The sequence below is a fragment of the Corynebacterium pseudodiphtheriticum genome (genome assembly GCF_023509295.1).
Taxonomy (GTDB): domain Bacteria; phylum Actinomycetota; class Actinomycetes; order Mycobacteriales; family Mycobacteriaceae; genus Corynebacterium; species Corynebacterium pseudodiphtheriticum.
The window spans coordinates 1,005,852-1,021,345 of the sequence record NZ_CP091864.1 but is presented as its reverse complement, the minus strand read 5'-3'; the positions used below and the strand labels follow the sequence as shown (position 1 = coordinate 1,021,345).

At 55.2% G+C, this 15,494-nt stretch carries 13 protein-coding genes and 2 tRNA genes; 3 read left to right on the top strand and 12 right to left on the bottom strand.

What is annotated here, in order from left to right:
- Positions 1-8: 8 nt before the first annotated feature.
- The 5 genes from L9H78_RS04580 to gltX all read right to left on the bottom strand — a co-directional run bounded on the left by L9H78_RS04580 (position 9) and on the right by gltX (position 3,319).
- Positions 9-848 (bottom strand): GDSL-type esterase/lipase family protein, encoded by an 840-nt coding sequence (locus tag L9H78_RS04580; protein ID WP_249620617.1) that lies wholly within the window; start codon positions 846-848, stop codon positions 9-11.
- A 193-nt stretch (positions 849-1,041) separates the two neighbouring features.
- Positions 1,042-1,335, bottom strand: coding sequence for a hypothetical protein (locus L9H78_RS04575; protein WP_249620616.1), 294 nt, complete (start codon positions 1,333-1,335; stop codon positions 1,042-1,044).
- A gap of 70 nt (positions 1,336-1,405) precedes the next feature.
- Positions 1,406-1,478 (bottom strand) — tRNA-Glu (locus L9H78_RS04570).
- A gap of 33 nt (positions 1,479-1,511) precedes the next feature.
- A tRNA-Gln gene (locus L9H78_RS04565) sits at positions 1,512-1,583 on the bottom strand.
- Positions 1,584-1,819: 236 nt separating this feature from the next.
- The gene (gene gltX / locus L9H78_RS04560) at positions 1,820-3,319 is read right to left on the bottom strand and encodes a glutamate--tRNA ligase (RefSeq protein ID WP_249620736.1); all 1,500 of its coding nucleotides are present in this window, start codon (positions 3,317-3,319) and stop codon (positions 1,820-1,822) included.
- Positions 3,320-3,368: 49 nt separating this feature from the next.
- Here gltX and L9H78_RS04555 point away from each other — a divergent pair, with 49 nt between their 5' ends.
- Entirely contained in the window at positions 3,369-4,466 is a 1,098-nt protein-coding gene (locus tag L9H78_RS04555) for an isochorismate synthase (RefSeq protein WP_249620615.1), read from the top strand.
- 70 nt (positions 4,467-4,536) lie between these two features.
- Here L9H78_RS04555 and L9H78_RS04550 read toward each other — a convergent pair whose 3' ends face one another.
- The 6 genes from L9H78_RS04550 to L9H78_RS04525 form a co-directional block, all read right to left on the bottom strand.
- Complete coding sequence (locus tag L9H78_RS04550; protein WP_021352342.1) at positions 4,537-5,331, bottom strand: fumarylacetoacetate hydrolase family protein; 795 nt, start codon at positions 5,329-5,331, stop codon at positions 4,537-4,539.
- Positions 5,332-5,364: 33 nt separating this feature from the next.
- Complete coding sequence (locus L9H78_RS04545; RefSeq protein ID WP_430622750.1) at positions 5,365-6,015, bottom strand: 3'-5' exonuclease; 651 nt, start codon at positions 6,013-6,015, stop codon at positions 5,365-5,367.
- A 16-nt stretch (positions 6,016-6,031) separates the two neighbouring features.
- Positions 6,032-7,897 carry a DUF294 nucleotidyltransferase-like domain-containing protein gene (locus tag L9H78_RS04540; protein ID WP_249620614.1) on the bottom strand — a complete coding sequence of 622 codons (1,866 nt, stop codon included), beginning with the start codon at positions 7,895-7,897 and terminating at the stop codon, positions 6,032-6,034.
- 75 nt (positions 7,898-7,972) lie between these two features.
- Entirely contained in the window at positions 7,973-9,715 is a 1,743-nt protein-coding gene (locus L9H78_RS04535; protein ID WP_249620613.1) for a cell wall-binding repeat-containing protein, read from the bottom strand.
- 10 nt (positions 9,716-9,725) lie between these two features.
- A complete protein-coding gene (locus L9H78_RS04530; protein WP_249620612.1) occupies positions 9,726-10,745 on the bottom strand; it encodes a 3-isopropylmalate dehydrogenase in 1,020 nt (339 codons plus the stop codon).
- Between the two features lie 94 nt (positions 10,746-10,839).
- Positions 10,840-11,670, bottom strand: coding sequence for a hypothetical protein (locus L9H78_RS04525; RefSeq protein ID WP_249620611.1), 831 nt, complete (start codon positions 11,668-11,670; stop codon positions 10,840-10,842).
- Between the two features lie 132 nt (positions 11,671-11,802).
- Here L9H78_RS04525 and L9H78_RS04520 point away from each other — a divergent pair, with 132 nt between their 5' ends.
- Positions 11,803-12,528, top strand: coding sequence for a 6-carboxyhexanoate--CoA ligase (locus L9H78_RS04520; RefSeq protein WP_249620610.1), 726 nt, complete (start codon positions 11,803-11,805; stop codon positions 12,526-12,528).
- On the top strand, positions 12,525-13,763 hold the full coding sequence (locus tag L9H78_RS04515) for an aminotransferase class I/II-fold pyridoxal phosphate-dependent enzyme (protein ID WP_249620609.1): 1,239 nt from the start codon (positions 12,525-12,527) through the stop codon (positions 13,761-13,763). Before L9H78_RS04520 ends, L9H78_RS04515 begins: the two co-directional genes overlap by 4 nt.
- Positions 13,764-13,867: 104 nt before the next feature.
- On the opposite strand, the gene serA is transcribed toward L9H78_RS04515, so the two are convergent.
- Positions 13,868-15,448 carry a phosphoglycerate dehydrogenase gene (serA, locus tag L9H78_RS04510; RefSeq protein ID WP_249620608.1) on the bottom strand — a complete coding sequence of 527 codons (1,581 nt, stop codon included), beginning with the start codon at positions 15,446-15,448 and terminating at the stop codon, positions 13,868-13,870.
- Between the last annotated feature and the right edge of the window lie 46 nt (positions 15,449-15,494).

Below are 15,494 nucleotides of genomic sequence, written 5' to 3'. Positions count from 1 at the left end.
CTTTCGCTTTACCAGGTACCGGCGATGATATCGGCGATGTGGCGGTTGCCTTCATGGGTGTAGTGGAAGGTCATGTTGTACGGGTCTGACTGGTTGTCCAAGAAACCAGAAACCCAACGCTGTGCCTTCGGAGCGCACTGGCCATGGCCGTGCGTGGCACGCGCCAAATCGAAGTATTCGACGTTCTTATCTGCCGCTACCGTCCTCTGCCAGTCCGCCACTGCGCGCAGCGAGTTACCCAATGGGGCGAACGGGAAGTTGAGATCCACCTGGTTGAAATGAACCGGACACACAAAATCATGCGCGCCAATCATCTCCGGGTATCCCAGAATCTGGATGCGCGCATTCGGTGCGGCCTGGCGGATACGGTCAATCTGGTGCCCGACGTAATCGCGGTATGCCTGCTTCTGGTGGGCGTAGATACCAAAACCCTTGAAGTTGTCGTTCAGCCCGATTTGCATGTGCACGTTGGTGGTGTGCGGGTTGAGTTGCTGAGAGTGCAACGCCTGATCAACCTGCATCGCCAACGGACTGTGATTATTCAAAGTGCCATAGGTAGCAGCGCCAGAACACGAGAAATCCGAGACCCGTGCACCATGCCGACGTTCCAGCTCCACCCCGACACGGTCAACGCCCTTCGGGCAGCTGCTGTGTTCTGCAAGCGTAACGCCCGTGGTAAAACCAGGGTTCACGAAATCCACAAATTTATGTGGTGGATTGGCCAGCAGAGAATCACCGAACAGAACGACATTACGCTGCTGTGCTTCCGCCACAGGCGCATGCGCCATTGCGCCGGTTACTCCCACTACTGCTGCAGCTGCAGCAGCGAGTACTTTACGGATCTTCATAGAACCCCTCAACGATCTTTCTGCAGTATCACGCGATTCGGCCATCTGCCACCAGAACCACTCTAGTCACATATATGCATCGTAAATTTAGCATCGATCGTTTCATTGCACGGCTTCAGTACCCCAGTGCGCTGCTCGAGCACCCGAACTGCACGGCTTCGCTCCACTACGCTAGCTCCCCCATGCTTAACACCTATCTTTTGTTCTTGCCTTTCCGGCCAAACAAGAAGAAAGCGACAGGGCCCAGCACATCAACTAAACCTGTGACCGCAAACCAGGCTTTTCTGTTCCCACGCAGGCGTTTTTCCGGTGTGTGATACACGTGATGCCACGTAAAAGCTTTTTCTACGACGATATAACCGATGGTCCCTAGGACCAGCTTTTTCGCTTGGGAGCTCAGATCATTCCATCCCTTGGCTTCTGCAATCTCATCGAGGAGCCCTTGCACTTTGAACCATGGCTTTTCCAACTGTTGCTTTGTACCCATAAGCCCCCAGCGTACGTGGGATGCAGAAAACGCGCAGGAGATCTTTTCAGATCAATCTGCGCGTTGATTGTACCCCGTACGGGATTCGAACCCGTGTTACCGGCGTGAGAGGCCGGCGTCCTAGGCCTCTAGACGAACGGGGCTAGAACAAGTGAAACTACACAGCAGTCTCACTGCTGGCCTACCAGGACTCGAACCTAGAACGACGGTACCAGAAACCGCTGTGTTGCCAATTACACCATAGGCCATTGCCGCAAAAACTTACGGAAGATATCAATTAACGCTGTTCGCATTGTATTGATTGTATTTTATTGTCTTCCGCGTCGCTCTGTGCAACGGTTATATACTATAACCATCCATCTAATATTCCACCAAATCAGCAGTATATAGGCACTTTTTACGACCTTTTAGGGTGTGTATACCGGTAGATTCAGCAGACAATCTACCGGCTGCCGGCAAATCCACCAGGCTTATTCCACCAGTCTTATTCGGCCTTCTGCTCCCACGGGGTTTGCGCACGAGCAGCACGCAGCCGGGTCAACGTAGATTCCTTGCCCAAAAGTTCCATGGATTCAAAGAGCGGAGGAGATACCGCTGCTCCAGAAACGGCCACGCGCAACGCCCCATAAGCCTTCCGCGGTTTCAGCCCAAGATCCTCAATCAAAGCCTTAGACAATACCGCTTCCAGCTTCTCCGTCTTCCACTCCTCATCGGCCACTACCGCAAGAGCAGCAATTGCCTCATCCAAAGGCTGGATGGCGTCTTCCTTCAAGTTCTTGCGCGCCGATTTCTCATCCAGTTCCAGATCAGCATCGGCGGTAACCAAAAACTTCAACAGCCCGTAAGCGTCGGAAAGTACTTTGATGCGCGTCTGCACCAGATCAGCAGCGACTGCGAATTTCTCCTCTGGGTAATCCGCGGGGAAATCCGTGTATTCGCTCAGGAACTCCCGTAGACGCCGGGTGAACTCGGCGGTGTCCAACAAGCGGATCTGATCCGCGTTGATTGCTTCGAGCTTTTTCTGATCAAAACGCGCCGGATTACCCAGCACATCCTTCACATCGAAAGCCGCGATCAGCTCGTCAACACTGAAGATGTCTTGATCGCTGGATAGGGACCAGCCAAGCAGAGCCAGGTAATTGAGCATGCCTTCCGGGATGATGCCGTTGCTGCGGTGGTTAAACAAATCCGATTGTGGATCCCGCTTCGACAACTTCTTGTTTCCCTCGCCCATCACGAATGGCAGGTGGCCAAATTCCGGAGTGGCTTCGGCGACGCCAATACGTTGCAAGGCGCCGTAAAGCGCCAACTGGCGCGGGGTGGATGAGAGGAGGTCTTCTCCACGCAGTACGTGAGTAATTCCCATCAGGGCATCGTCGACAGGATTCACCAAGGTGTACAACGGCTCACCGTTGGAACGGGCCACAACAAAATCCGGCTGCGTCGCAGCTTTGAATTCCACCTCGCCGCGCACCAGGTCGGTCCAGGCCCAATCCTGGTCCGGCATACGCAAACGCCACACCGGCTTACGACCCTCGGCCTCAAACTCAGCGATCTGGTCCTCACTCAAGTCACGGTCATAGTTGTCGTATCCCAGCTTCGGGTCACGGCCAGCCGCTCGATGGCGCTGTTCCACCTCGTCTGCGGTCGAATATGCTGGGTACACTTCGCCGGCTTCGATCAGCTTGTTCAAAACCTTGGCATAGATGTCTTTGCGCTGCGATTGCCGGTACGGCTCGTGCGGCCCACCAACATTAACGCCTTCATCCCAGGCCAGCCCCAGCCAATCCAGGCCGTCGATAATCGCCTGGTAGGACTCTTCCGAATCGCGCTTAGCATCGGTATCTTCAATGCGGAAAATCAGTTTGCCACCGGTATGCCGGGCGTAGGCCCAGTTAAACAGGGCTGTGCGCACCAATCCGACATGCGGGGTTCCGGTGGGCGAAGGGCAAAATCGTACACGTACATCACTCATAGCAGCCATGGTAGCCCAGTTATCGCACCACTTCGTAGGGGCGGTATTATCGACAGTTATGCAATCGTCCCGTCCTGCCACCGCACCGGATTTTTTGCTCTCTCGAGCACACGGATCTGTGCGCACCCAAGGCTGCGTGGACACCTACACCGACATCGATCAAGCCATCCAGGCGCTTGCCGACGGCAAACACGAGATGATCGTCGGTGCACTACCCTTTAACCCGAATGACCGCGCTGCACTGACGGTGCCGGAATCAATTATTCGGGAAGACGGCCCACTGGAACCGCCAGCGTTTTATCGACAGGGCGAGCTACAAGCACGAATCAGCTCGGTGGATCCGGAACCACAAGAGCATTTGCGGCGGGTGGAAGCCGCCATCGACACCATTGTCTCGTCTCGTTTGGAAAAGGTGGTGCTAGCCCGTGCGGTAGACTTCGAATTTCTTGCCGACGTCGACCCACGGCTGGTTGCTGCCCGTTTGATTGATAACTCCGCGCATCGCGACGGCTTCATCGCCGACCTGTCGCCTGCTGGACGCGAAGGCCACATGCTGGTTGGTTCTTCGCCGGAGGTGCTGGTAAAACGCCAGGGCTCTACCGTCAGCGCCATCCCCATGGCTGGTTCTGCTGCACGGTCAGCCGATCCGGTAGAAGATGAAAACGCACGTTTTCACCTGCAAAATTCGACGAAAGATCTGCACGAGCACGGTTTCGTGGTCGAGCATTTGCGTGCTGCGTTGTCTCCACTGTGCGAGCAGCTGAGCATTCCGGCGAAGCCACAGTTAATCAAAACCAACGAGATGTGGCACTTGGCAACCCCAATCAGTGGGCAATTAAAACAACCGCAATTAAGTGCATTGGACTTGGCAGCGCGCATCCACCCCACCCCCGCTATTTGTGGCACACCGACGGCCGCGGCCGATCACTTAATCCACACCGCGGAATCCGCCCGCGGGTTTTACGCTGGCGCAGTTGGCTGGTGCGATAGCACCGGCGATGGGGAATATTTGGTGGCCATCCGCTGCGCCGAGATTTGGGGTCGACAGGGCCGCACCTGGGCGGGTGGCGGCATTGTCGCAGATTCTGATCCAGAACAAGAATTGGCAGAAACCACAGCGAAGCTGCAGACAATCCTGCGCTCGCTGGGGTTATAAGGCCGCCGGACTTATCCGTCCGAGTGGCCCGGCTTTTAACTCTTAGTGACTCTTAAACAGCTTCTCCGGGCTAAGCGCGTTCTACTGGATTGCCTAGCTTGCCCAGACCAGGGATTTCAATTTCGATGAAGTCGCCTGGCACCATTTCTTCCGTACCAGCTGGTGAACCAGTACACACCACATCACCCGGTAGCAGGGTCATCGAAGCAGTGATCTTTTCCAAGATTTGGCCGACAGTATTAATCATCTGTCCGGTGGAAGAATCTTGCTTAATATTAGTTTCGCCCTCGTGGGTGAGGTAGGCCTTGATCGGGTGATCCGATAGATCGAATTTATCGATATCCGTCTCAATCCATGGCCCCAACGGAGCGAAGGTGTCAATGCCTTTAGCGCGCGCCCACTGGCCATCAGAGAATTGCAAATCTCGCGAAGAAACGTCGTTAATGATGGTGAACCCTAGAGTGACGTCTTTCCACTGCTCGGCCTTCAAATTTTTGCACGGGCGAGAAATCACCAAAGCCAGTTCGCCTTCGAATTCAACGCGAGTGGCGAAATCTGGAATCTTGATAGGCGCACCAGGTCCAGTAATAGCTGTGGGAGGCTTCAAAAACAGTGTTGGTGGCAAGGATTCTGCTGATTCCTTAAACACTTCTGCGACGTGGTCAGCATAATTTCGCCCAAGCGCCACAATCTTCGACGGCAGCATCGGCGCCAATAGTTTTACATCGTCCAATTTCCATTCCTTGCCAGTGAACTCTGGCTCCGTGAACGGGGTAGAAGAAATTTCGCGGGCTACCAGCTCGTCGTCGCCTTCAATGACGACGAAAGCCATACCCTCTGGGTGAGCAATTCGTCCAAAACGCATGTCATCTACTGTACAAGGCCTGCCCCACAAGGCCTACTCTCTAATATCTTTTAATGTGTGCACGCGGCTCGCCGCGGTAATCGCAAGATAGACCTCGGCGCACGCCAGTGCATCACTCAACGCGTTATGACTGTTGTAATGCGGTAATTGGTAGCGCTCCCGGATCCGTGGCAGGCGTAGGTCCTCACCACGCGGGTAGGTGGCCATACGTTCCATGTGCCGCCGTTCCAAACTAAACGTGTCGACGACCGTAAGGTCCGGGACCGCACCGTCGTACAGCTGCCGACAATGCTTGTGCACAAAGCCCGTTTCGAGTGCAGCAAAATGAGCCAACAGCACGCGCCCATGCAAAGCTTCCAACAACTGCTCCATCGCTTCTTCCGGCTTAACCCCCAATGCAATTTCGTCGTCGGTAAGGCCATGGATGGTGGCCGACTCCCCCACCTCCCCGCCAGCAACCACCACATAGCCCGCACCCGATAAATCAATGCTTCGCCCATTCAGTGGTACCCAGCCGATCGACAGCATCGTGTCCCGGGCAGGTTTAATTCCTGTGGTTTCCATATCGACCGCAAGCGCCGGCAAATCCTCCAGAGCGGCATCCGGGGCGGGCGCAGCGATATCGAAGGTTTTTTGCCGCCACAAACCACCGGAGATCGCAGAAATAGCAGAAAGAAAACTCATCAGCACTACCGCCTGTTTAAGAAATGCTACGCACGGGATACTTATTACCCAATGCAGATTGCATCCGCTTGATCACTTGGAAAGAATCACGCAAATGCTCCCGATCCATCTTTGATAGCCGCTTCGGATCAACGTGATAATCCGGTTGTTCACCGTGCCGTAACTTACGGGCCTGATGGCGCAAGGTGAGTGTGCGCAAGAAATAAAAAGCATCAGCAAGATCACGCGCGCCTTCCTTGGATACACCAGCCCCGGCAGAGAGTTCTAACCGCGTAGCGGTATCAACAGCATCGACCCCGGAAGCGATTGCATACAACCGAGCCATCTGCACGATGCTGTAGGTGCCTCCAGTTTTGATATTCAGCGTCCGCGCATAATCTCCTGAACGTTCCACCACCAAACCTTTGAAGAAAGTCAAGGGTGGTTCCCGGCGCGCCGCCAAGCTTGCCAGGTGCGCGTGCAGTCGTTTGGATTCACCTCCCATGCGCACCGCTGTGCGATGGACTTCGTCGGCAAGCGCGGTGTCACCATAAATCGGGCGGAAATCGAAAAAGGTTTGAGCGTGCAGCAAAGCGTCGGCATTCGGCGCGGTGATCCAGGTGTGGAACGTATCTTCCCACTCCCGGGCTGTTTGACGCCACAACGGATTAGTCGCCATCATATCGCCAGGGCACCATGCCTGTCCGGCCTCTGCCAAACCTTCACAGACCCACCGCGCCAGGTTGGCAAAGTACTCGCCATGTTGGTTCGGATCGTAATCATTGGACAAAACCATCGCATTGTCTTGATCAGAGGATAGCCCCATTTCTCGTCTTCCCTGCGATCCCAGCACCACAAAGGCATACGGGACCGGTGGCGCTCCGAATTGTTCCTCTGCCAGCTCCAATAGCCGGCGGGCAATACTGTCTGCCGCGATAGTCATCATCTGCGCTGCTTCCGCAAAATCGCCACTGCGATCGAGAAAACGCGCAATCACTGCGCAAGCCTCACGATAGGCATCACGCAGTTCCTCGCGGGAAGTCCGTCGAGAAAAGTCTGCGGTTAAGTAAATGGGGTTCACTCGGAGCAAACGTGCGATATCGGCGCCAGCGACTACACCGACGACTTTGCCTTCTTCCAACACTGGTAAGTGGTGGATCTTCAGCTCAGCCATCAGCAACATTGCTTCAAAGGCCAGGGTCTCTGGAGTGACGGAACGCAGGTCCCGCGTCATCACTTCGCTAACCGGCAAGGAAGTATCCAGTGACTGCGCAACCACGCGGCCGGTCATGTCGCGATCGGTAACAATGCCGCGCAGGGCTCCGTCAGCAGTAATCAGCAGTGAGGAAACTGCTTGTTCCCGCATTTGCTGTGCGGCCGCGGCAATACTGGTTTCAGGCGCGGTTGCCTGTGGGTTCACGATCATGACGTCACGTAGCGGGGTGCGTAGAACACCGGTGGCGGCGTCGTCGGCAAGATTTTGGGCCGCACTCCGAATTTGCCTGGTTTGTAAAGAATAAAACCGTTCGATATCAGGATGTTCGGCTGCCGCACGCTGAAAGGCTTCGCGCGGCAGTTCCAAGATCAGGCTGTCTTCCACTGCAACGGTGGTATAGCGTGACTCGGCAACCCCAGGATCTGCTACCAGAGTCGAATACCCAAAGCTCAACCCGGGTTCGCGGCGGTCCAAAAGCCCACCTTCAGAATCCAAGACATCCATGGCCCCGGAACGAATCACGTGCAAGGTGTCGTTACGCTGTCCGGCTTCTATAACGGTGGTCCCGCGCCGAATATAGCGCATCGTCATAGAAGCCGAAATAGCCGTCAGAGCATCTGACGGCAAGTGAGAAAACGGTTCGTGTTCAGCCAGAAAGCCGGTGACTTCCTCTACTTCTACGCTCATGCTCCTAGATTACTGGAGACGAACATAAAAGTAGCCCTTTTCACACAGACTTCTTGGCATGAACCAGATTACGAATTACTGGTAAGAAACAAACCACGGACGAGGATTGATCTGGTAGGTCTCTTCCGGCGTGAAGGTCGGGTTATCCTCATCAATGAAGTTCTTCCACGCCATATACCAGCCGTCGGCAAGATCATTGCGGACCATATCCCAGGTAGCAAACTTCTCCGCTGGCGGGCCGTGTCCATCTGCGTGCAGCACGAAACCAAGCTCGGGGTAATTGGTGTTCACAGCTTCACGATTACGGATCATCTGGTGCTGGAACTGGTGCACCATAAGGCCTTTCTGCGGCAAGTTATTCTCGCGGACTAGCTCTGCCAACCATTCAGAGACCTCATTGATTTCTGCGGCGTCAACGTGGCCCACTTGCTGCAGAGGCACTTCGTCAGGGCCTAGCTTCCACTCCGGGTCCAATGCCAGACCTACATAGGGCTGTTTCAACAGTTCCTCGTAGTGCTTGGCCTGTTCCAGTAGGCTTTCGCGGCCGGGTTGCAGGTCCAAGAAAGCATAGCCACCGTCTTCTATAGCGGCGTCGATATACGGTTGCAACTCCGCCGGATCAGTGTAGTTAGTGTACAAGCCGTGTGGGCCCGGCTGTGCAGCCGCAATAGTTGCGATGATTTCAAAGGCCGGGATGACTGGTTGCTCATCCAAATGCTGGTACTGATCCACAAGCTCATGCGCGTGGCGAATGGCTTCTTCTGGTGGCATTTCGCCCATCACACCCAGAGCCGGGCCAGCTGGGTGTCCATACAGGGCGATCATTCGACGGCCGGGGAATACGAGTCCGCCCCCACCAGGAAGTTCGCCATTTGCTGCCAGTGCAACAGTGCGATCCACGTAATCCTGGTCCCCGAAGGCAGCGCCCAAAGTGATGATGTCGCCGTTGAGTGCGGCGTCCATCGATTCTGCGGTTGCGCGGATATCCGGCGCATCCAGCACAGTCACCTCATTGCCCGCAGCCAAAACTGAAGCGACCGAGGCCAAAGCAGTGTGCTCAGTGACGTAAATCGGAGTGGCATTCTTAGCAGAGTTGCCCGGCAGATTTCCGTTTTCTTCTAAGTGATCCAACAGCCCAGCGATCCGCGGCCCCTCATATGCCCACGGCAACGCCGCAGGCTCCTGAATTGGTTGCGCAGAGTCAACAGCGTCGACTGGCGCACCTGCACCGGTAGTAGCAGTCGTACCAGTACTTTCGCTCGCACCGTTTGCGGCATGCTCTTCGACTTTTTGCGACCAATCCGACCATTCGTGGCCAGCCGGGGCTGTCGGATTTCCGACCGTGATGATGTTTTCGACATCGTGTGAACTGAAAAAATCGACTAAGTCCATTTCAAACTCAGCCATGACGGCGATCATCGGGGCTGCTTCTTCTACAGCAACAGTCGCGGCCGTCCGCTGGGCGCCCTCGTCCTCAGCAGCAACGATAACCGTCGAGAAATCATCATAAAAATCAGCAACGGTGACATCACCAGTACGGTTGCCGTCCGATAAGGCAGTTGCCACTGGAGGTCCAGATTCCTTACTCCCCGTAGGTTCGTCGGCAGCCCCTTGCTCATGCGCAGAGCTCAACGGCGAGGAGTCCTCCTCCGCATCAGCACACGCAACCAGTGCGCAAGCCATCACGGCGGCCGCACTCAGGCCGCCAGCTTTCTTGGCCCGGGAAGGAGTTGCACGGGACAACAATGACGAGAACGCCTTTGCAGAAGTGCCCGACTCAGTCAGATGTGCTTTCGAAAACGGAGAACGAGAATTCATAGTTACTATCCTATGCATTCACCGCCGCGGCGATACGGTCGCCCACCTCGGTGGTAGAAATAGCCTGGTTACCGCGGGAACTAATATCGGCGGCCACCGCTTGTTCAATCTTGGCCGCGTTATCCTCATCACCAAGATGGCGCAGCAATAGAGCCACCGACAAAATCGCTGCGGTGGGATCAGCAACGCCAGTACCCGCAATATCCGGCGCAGAACCGTGCACCGGCTCAAACATGGACGGGTTTGCGCCCGAGGCATCAATATTGCCGGAGGCAGCTAATCCAATGCCGCCGGTGACAGCACCAGCGAGATCCGTCAAAATATCGCCAAACAGGTTATCGGTGACGATGACGTCGTAACGCGCAGGATCGGTCACCATGTAGATGGTGGCAGCATCAATGTGGTGGTAATCGACGGTGACATCCGGGAATTCCTGGCCTACCTCCTGTACCGTGCGCATCCACAAACCACCAGCATTGACCAGCACATTTGTCTTGTGCACCAGGGTGAGGTGTTTGCGGCGATTATTGGCACGCTCGAAAGCATCGCGGACGACACGCTCGACGCCATACCGGGTGTTTTGCGAAACCTCGCTGGCCACCTCGTGCGCAGTACCTTCACGCAGCACGCCCCCGTTGCCGCAATACAGGCCCTCAGTACCTTCGCGAACCACCACGAAATCAATCTCACCGGGATTAGCCAACGGCGAAGAGGAAGTCGGATACAGCTTCGAAGGACGCAAGTTGACATGATGGTCCAAGGCAAAGCGCAGTTTGAGCAATAGGGCCCGCTCCAACACGCCTGCGGCAACCTTACGGGGATCACCAATAGCACCGAGCAAAATCGCGTCGTGTTCGCGAAGCGCGGCGAGGTCCTCATCAGTGAGCGTGTCTCCAGTTTCCAAGTATCTGTCTGCCCCCAGATGGAAATCGGTCACATCCACATCGTCACGCACCGCGTGCAAAACCTTCAATGCCTCTGCAGTAACTTCTGGGCCAATGCCGTCGCCAGCAATAACAGCGAGTCTCATAGAGTGGTATCCTTTCTCAAAAATGCGCTTTCCCATAGCGTACCCGAACAGGTGATCCCAAACACCAAAGCGAAGCTCAGCACCAATCAACTCGCTAAATAATCAGCTTCTGCCACTGCCCCACATCCGGAAAATTCCGCTCACCATCCAACCAACGCCGGAACACCGCGGTAGCCGTATGCAGATCCAATCCTCCAATCCCGAAATGTAATTCAGCCGCGCCATTACGCACTTCAATCCAGAAACCCTCATCCGCCATAATGTTGCCCTGCGTACCTACCGAACCCGAGGTAGCAGAATAAAAACACTGAATATAGTGCTGCGTATCCCACTGCGAGCCCCGCTGCGAACCCCCCTGCGTTTCTTGGTTCTCCTCTGCCGAGGCACTCTGCGCCCGTTCCCCTTCGCGCAAAGACTTTCCGGCATGGACAGTGCGCGCAGGCTTGCGGTCAATAATTTTCACATAGTCAGCGCGCGAATATTCAGTGGTGCTCTGCTGCCGGTAAATCTCTTCCAGCACGTCGACAATCCCGCTTGGCGACGACCAGCCCAAGGTATAGTGCGCCGTCGTCATAGGGTAACGAACCAGGTCATCGCCATAGGCAAGTGTCGTGTCGCGGTCCAGATCGACCAGCCCCAGATGCTTCGGGATCACAGCCTGGAAAATCTTAGTCATTGCTGTTGGCTCTTGCTCTGGTGTTATCGCCACCAACACCGCCGCAGGTTGCAGGCTTCGCACGGCCGGCTTCGGGTTAATCTCTCCCAGCATGCCGACGGCATCGCGTAGCGATCCATTAATTATGTCAAGGTTTAAATCAGCAGCCGAGATATCTGCTGCATACACCTCATGCGAGCGGACAGACTTCGGATCAAAAATAGCTAGGTAGCGCGAACGCTCTGGCGTGTCTGGTGAAGCTGCAATCATATCCCCAGCCTAATAGCCAGCGCACTAAGCAGGCCTGCCCCATTACCTGAACGCTGTTTAGTGCAGCTCATCGCACGTATTCGCTTGTGCACCGACAGAGTCAGCGAACCGATGATGGTTTAAAATACTCTCATGCCGGAGACCATGTATTCCATCAAAATGCGAGCCAGCCGCGCCGGGGCCCATATATCCGGGGCCGAGCGCATAGTACCCGCAGGCTTTGTGAGCCAGATCAGCGAACACCTGCATGCTCGTGCACTAGGGCACCCCAAGGGACGCCCGGATTCCATCGTGGTCACCACCACCGCATTAGCCAAAGACGACATTATCTACCTGCCAGAACTCGCCGTTTCTGAATTACCGTGCGCTTCCCCGAACCAGGCTCGCGCACTGGTGACCGATTTGCTAGCGGAAGTAACCCCGCACAGCGAACTCATTTGGCACTACCTACAAACAGTCACGGGGCTGCGTGGAGCGATGGTGATAGATAGCGCAACCGGCCGACGAGTCGAACCAGATAAGCAACGCGGGGTGCGCGCCAGCACCATGGACCACCGCAGCTCACTAAATCTTGCTGCCGCAACCGAACCAGACAGCAAAAACTACGCACGCGAAGCCCGCGTGCTCGCCGCAAAAGTAGCCTCGTGCCCACACGTACTTGCAGAAGTCTGCATCTCCGACGACCCGGACTACACCACCGGATACGTCTGCATACGAGGTCGTTACCATCGCATCGCGAATATGAAGCTGGCTGGTACCGACCAAGGAACCCGAGTGATTGTCGTGAGCCGAGCGGACCAAGAAGCACTCACCGAAATTTCAGCCTATTTAGAAAACCAAGCAGTGATCGTCGGATGAACCTCACCGAGCTCGCCACCCAGCGTCTAGAAAAATGGCAACAACAAGGGCTTATGCGCACCCCCATAGAATTTTCCGGCCCACAAACCCCGCGGGCGCAGCTAAATGATCAGCCCAGCGAACGCATCTTGCTGTCATCATCAAATTACCTAGGCCTTGCTACCCATCCAGAAGTTATCGATGCAGCAAGGTCTGCACTGGAAAAATTCGGTACCGGGTCCGGTGGATCACGCTTAACGACGGGATCCACTACCTGGCATCGTCGCATAGAACGAGAACTAGCCAACTTTGTCGGCTTCGAAGATGCAGTATTGTTTGCCACCGGGTACCAAGCAAACCTTTCCGTTCTGCAAACGCTGGCACACCCGAATCTGCATATCTTTTCGGATTCGCTCAATCATGCCAGTCTCATCGACGGCATTCGCTTAGCCACAACTTCCGGTACGAAGAAATCGATTTACCCACACTGCGACTACACAGCATTAGAACAACAGCTGGCAGAATGCACCGCTAGGTACAAACTAGTAGTCAGTGATGGGGTATTTTCCATGGACGGTGATATCGCTGACCTAGCCAGGTTGCGCGAAATCTGCACTCACCACGACGCCTGGCTGCTGGTTGATGATGCACACGGAATCGGGACTGTAGGTAAGCACGGGATTGGTAGCACTGAAGTGCACAACACCCGCCCCGATATCCTGATTGTCACGGCCAGCAAAGCCCTGGGGGCAGAAGGCGGCTTCGTGGCTTGCTCGGCACCGGTAGCAAAATTATTACGTAACCAAGCACGCGGCTACGTGTATTCAACCGCCTGCAGCGCAGCAAACTGCGCGGCTATCTCCGCTGCACTAGAGGTGATTCAACAGCCACTGACACAGCAACACCCAGTGGTACGCCTCCAACAACGTGCTGCCGCGCTACGGGAAATCACCGGAATTCGCGTTTTCGACGGCGTCGATTCAGACAGCGTTAATTCTGACAGCGCCTATTCTCCAATCGTTCCCCTACCGGTCGGTGCTGAATCTTCTGCCGTGCGCCTGGCCTCCGAGTTAGCAGACCGCGGCTTTCATATTCCGGCTATCCGCTACCCAACCGTCGCACGCGGGCAAGCGATTCTGCGAGCAACTGCTATGACCACCTTAGAGCTAGCCGATATTAAGCAGTTTGCACAAACCCTCAGAGACCTTGGATGGCGACCACCCACACCTGCCAAAGCCACAAGCCCAGGACGATAAAACTAGCCCCGCCACCATACACGCAAGCCCCTAACACGGCGAGCGGTCTGCCCGAATAAAGGACAGACCGCTCGCCAAACCTAGGAAAACTTAGCCAACTAGCTCTAGAACACCAGCTGGAACGATTCTGCAGACAGCTTGTCTGCGATCGTCTTCTCCAGATCAGCTGGAACTTCTGCTTCCACACGCAAAATCAAAATAGCGCCGTCACCCTTAGCAGCCTGGGTCAACGCTGCTGCTTCGATGTTGATGCCAGCGTTGCCCAGTTCAGTGCCAACAACTCCCAAAGCACCAGGCACGTCAGTGTACTGGAAGAACAAGTTACGTCCCTCGGCTCGCATATCTACACCGCGGCCATTAATCCGTACAATCTTTTCGATGCGTTCTGTACCAGTCAACGCACCAACCACCGTGGCCGAATCACCATTAGAAGCAACAACTTTCACCTGCAGCGAAGAACGGTGGTAAGCAGATTCACTCTGACTATCCACGCTGATCTGCAAACCACGCTGTTGCGCAACTTGTGGAGCATTAACGAAAGTAATCGCTTCATCCGTCACACCACTGAACAGACCACGGACTGCGGACAGACCCAAAACATCTAGTTTCTCCGTGGACAGCTCACCGCACCCTGTTACCTCCAGGGAAACTGGGGCACCATCCAAGAAACGAGCGGCCGCAACCCCCAACTTTCGTGATAATTCCAGCCACAGGGCAACTTCTTCATCCACACGGCCACCAGAAACATTGACGGCATCGGCAACGAATTCACCACGCAGCGCCTTCAGAACAGACGCTGCAACGTCAGTACCTGCCCGGTCCTGCGCCTCCACGGTGGACGCACCCAAGTGTGGAGAAACCACAGTTTCTGGCAAGGCAAATAATGGAGAATCAGTGCATGGCTCGGATTCATACACGTCAAAACCGGCGCCACGGTGGTGTCCAGATTTAATAGATTCTGCCAATGCCGATTCATCAACCAAACCACCGCGGGCCGCGTTGATGATGATCTGGCCCTTCTTCGCCTTTGCCAACAACTCGGCGTTGAACATGCCAGCGGTTTCTTTGGTCTTCGGCAAGTGAATGGTCACGAAATCCGAACGCGACATGAGCTCATCGAGCTCCACCAACTCCACGCCTAATTGCGCGGCACGCGCCGGGTTCGCGTAAGGGTCATAGGCGATAATTTCGGTTTCGAATGCCGCCAGACGTTGTGCAAACAACTGGCCAATGTGGCCGAATCCAACGATACCGATAGTTTTATTGAAGATTTCCACGCCTTTGAACGACGAACGCTTCCATTCGCCGTCGCGCAAAGTCTTATCAGCTGCCGGAATCTGTCGCGCTGTAGCCATCAGGAGCGCAATGGCTTGTTCACACGCAGAATGAATATTTGATGTTGGGGCGTTTGCAACCATGACGCCGCGTTCAGTAGCTGCATCAATATCAACATTGTCCAAACCGACACCTGCGCGGCCAACGATGCTGAGCTTTGGTGCAGCCTCGAGCACTTCCTTGTCGACGGTCGTTGCCGAACGCACCAGCAGCGCATTCGCATCGCCAACTGCAGCCAGCAGTTCTTGGCGGTTTGGGCCATCAACCCAACGAACTTCGACGGCATCGCCCAGGGCGTCGACCGTGGACTGCGCTAGTTTGTCTGCGATTAAAACCACCGGCTTGGTCACTGAAATACTCTCCTGCGAAAATTGGCTTGAATAGAGGTGCTATGAA

Coding starts and splice junctions, on each gene's coding strand:
- L9H78_RS04555 (WP_249620615.1), top strand. CDS start 3,369: ATGCAATCGTCCCGTCCTGCCACCGCACCGGATTTTTTGCTCTCTCGA.
- gltX (WP_249620736.1), bottom strand. CDS start 3,319: ATGGCTGCTATGAGTGATGTACGTGTACGATTTTGCCCTTCGCCCACC.
- L9H78_RS04575 (WP_249620616.1), bottom strand. CDS start 1,335: ATGGGTACAAAGCAACAGTTGGAAAAGCCATGGTTCAAAGTGCAAGGG.
- L9H78_RS04550 (WP_021352342.1), bottom strand. CDS start 5,331: ATGCGTTTTGGACGAATTGCTCACCCAGAGGGTATGGCTTTCGTCGTC.
- L9H78_RS04545 (WP_430622750.1), bottom strand. CDS start 6,015: ATGAGTTTTCTTTCTGCTATTTCTGCGATCTCCGGTGGTTTGTGGCGG.
- L9H78_RS04525 (WP_249620611.1), bottom strand. CDS start 11,670: ATGATTGCAGCTTCACCAGACACGCCAGAGCGTTCGCGCTACCTAGCT.
- L9H78_RS04515 (WP_249620609.1), top strand. CDS start 12,525: ATGAACCTCACCGAGCTCGCCACCCAGCGTCTAGAAAAATGGCAACAA.
- L9H78_RS04580 (WP_249620617.1), bottom strand. CDS start 848: ATGAAGATCCGTAAAGTACTCGCTGCTGCAGCTGCAGCAGTAGTGGGA.
- L9H78_RS04520 (WP_249620610.1), top strand. CDS start 11,803: ATGCCGGAGACCATGTATTCCATCAAAATGCGAGCCAGCCGCGCCGGG.
- L9H78_RS04540 (WP_249620614.1), bottom strand. CDS start 7,897: ATGAGCGTAGAAGTAGAGGAAGTCACCGGCTTTCTGGCTGAACACGAA.
- L9H78_RS04530 (WP_249620612.1), bottom strand. CDS start 10,745: ATGAGACTCGCTGTTATTGCTGGCGACGGCATTGGCCCAGAAGTTACT.
- L9H78_RS04535 (WP_249620613.1), bottom strand. CDS start 9,715: ATGAATTCTCGTTCTCCGTTTTCGAAAGCACATCTGACTGAGTCGGGC.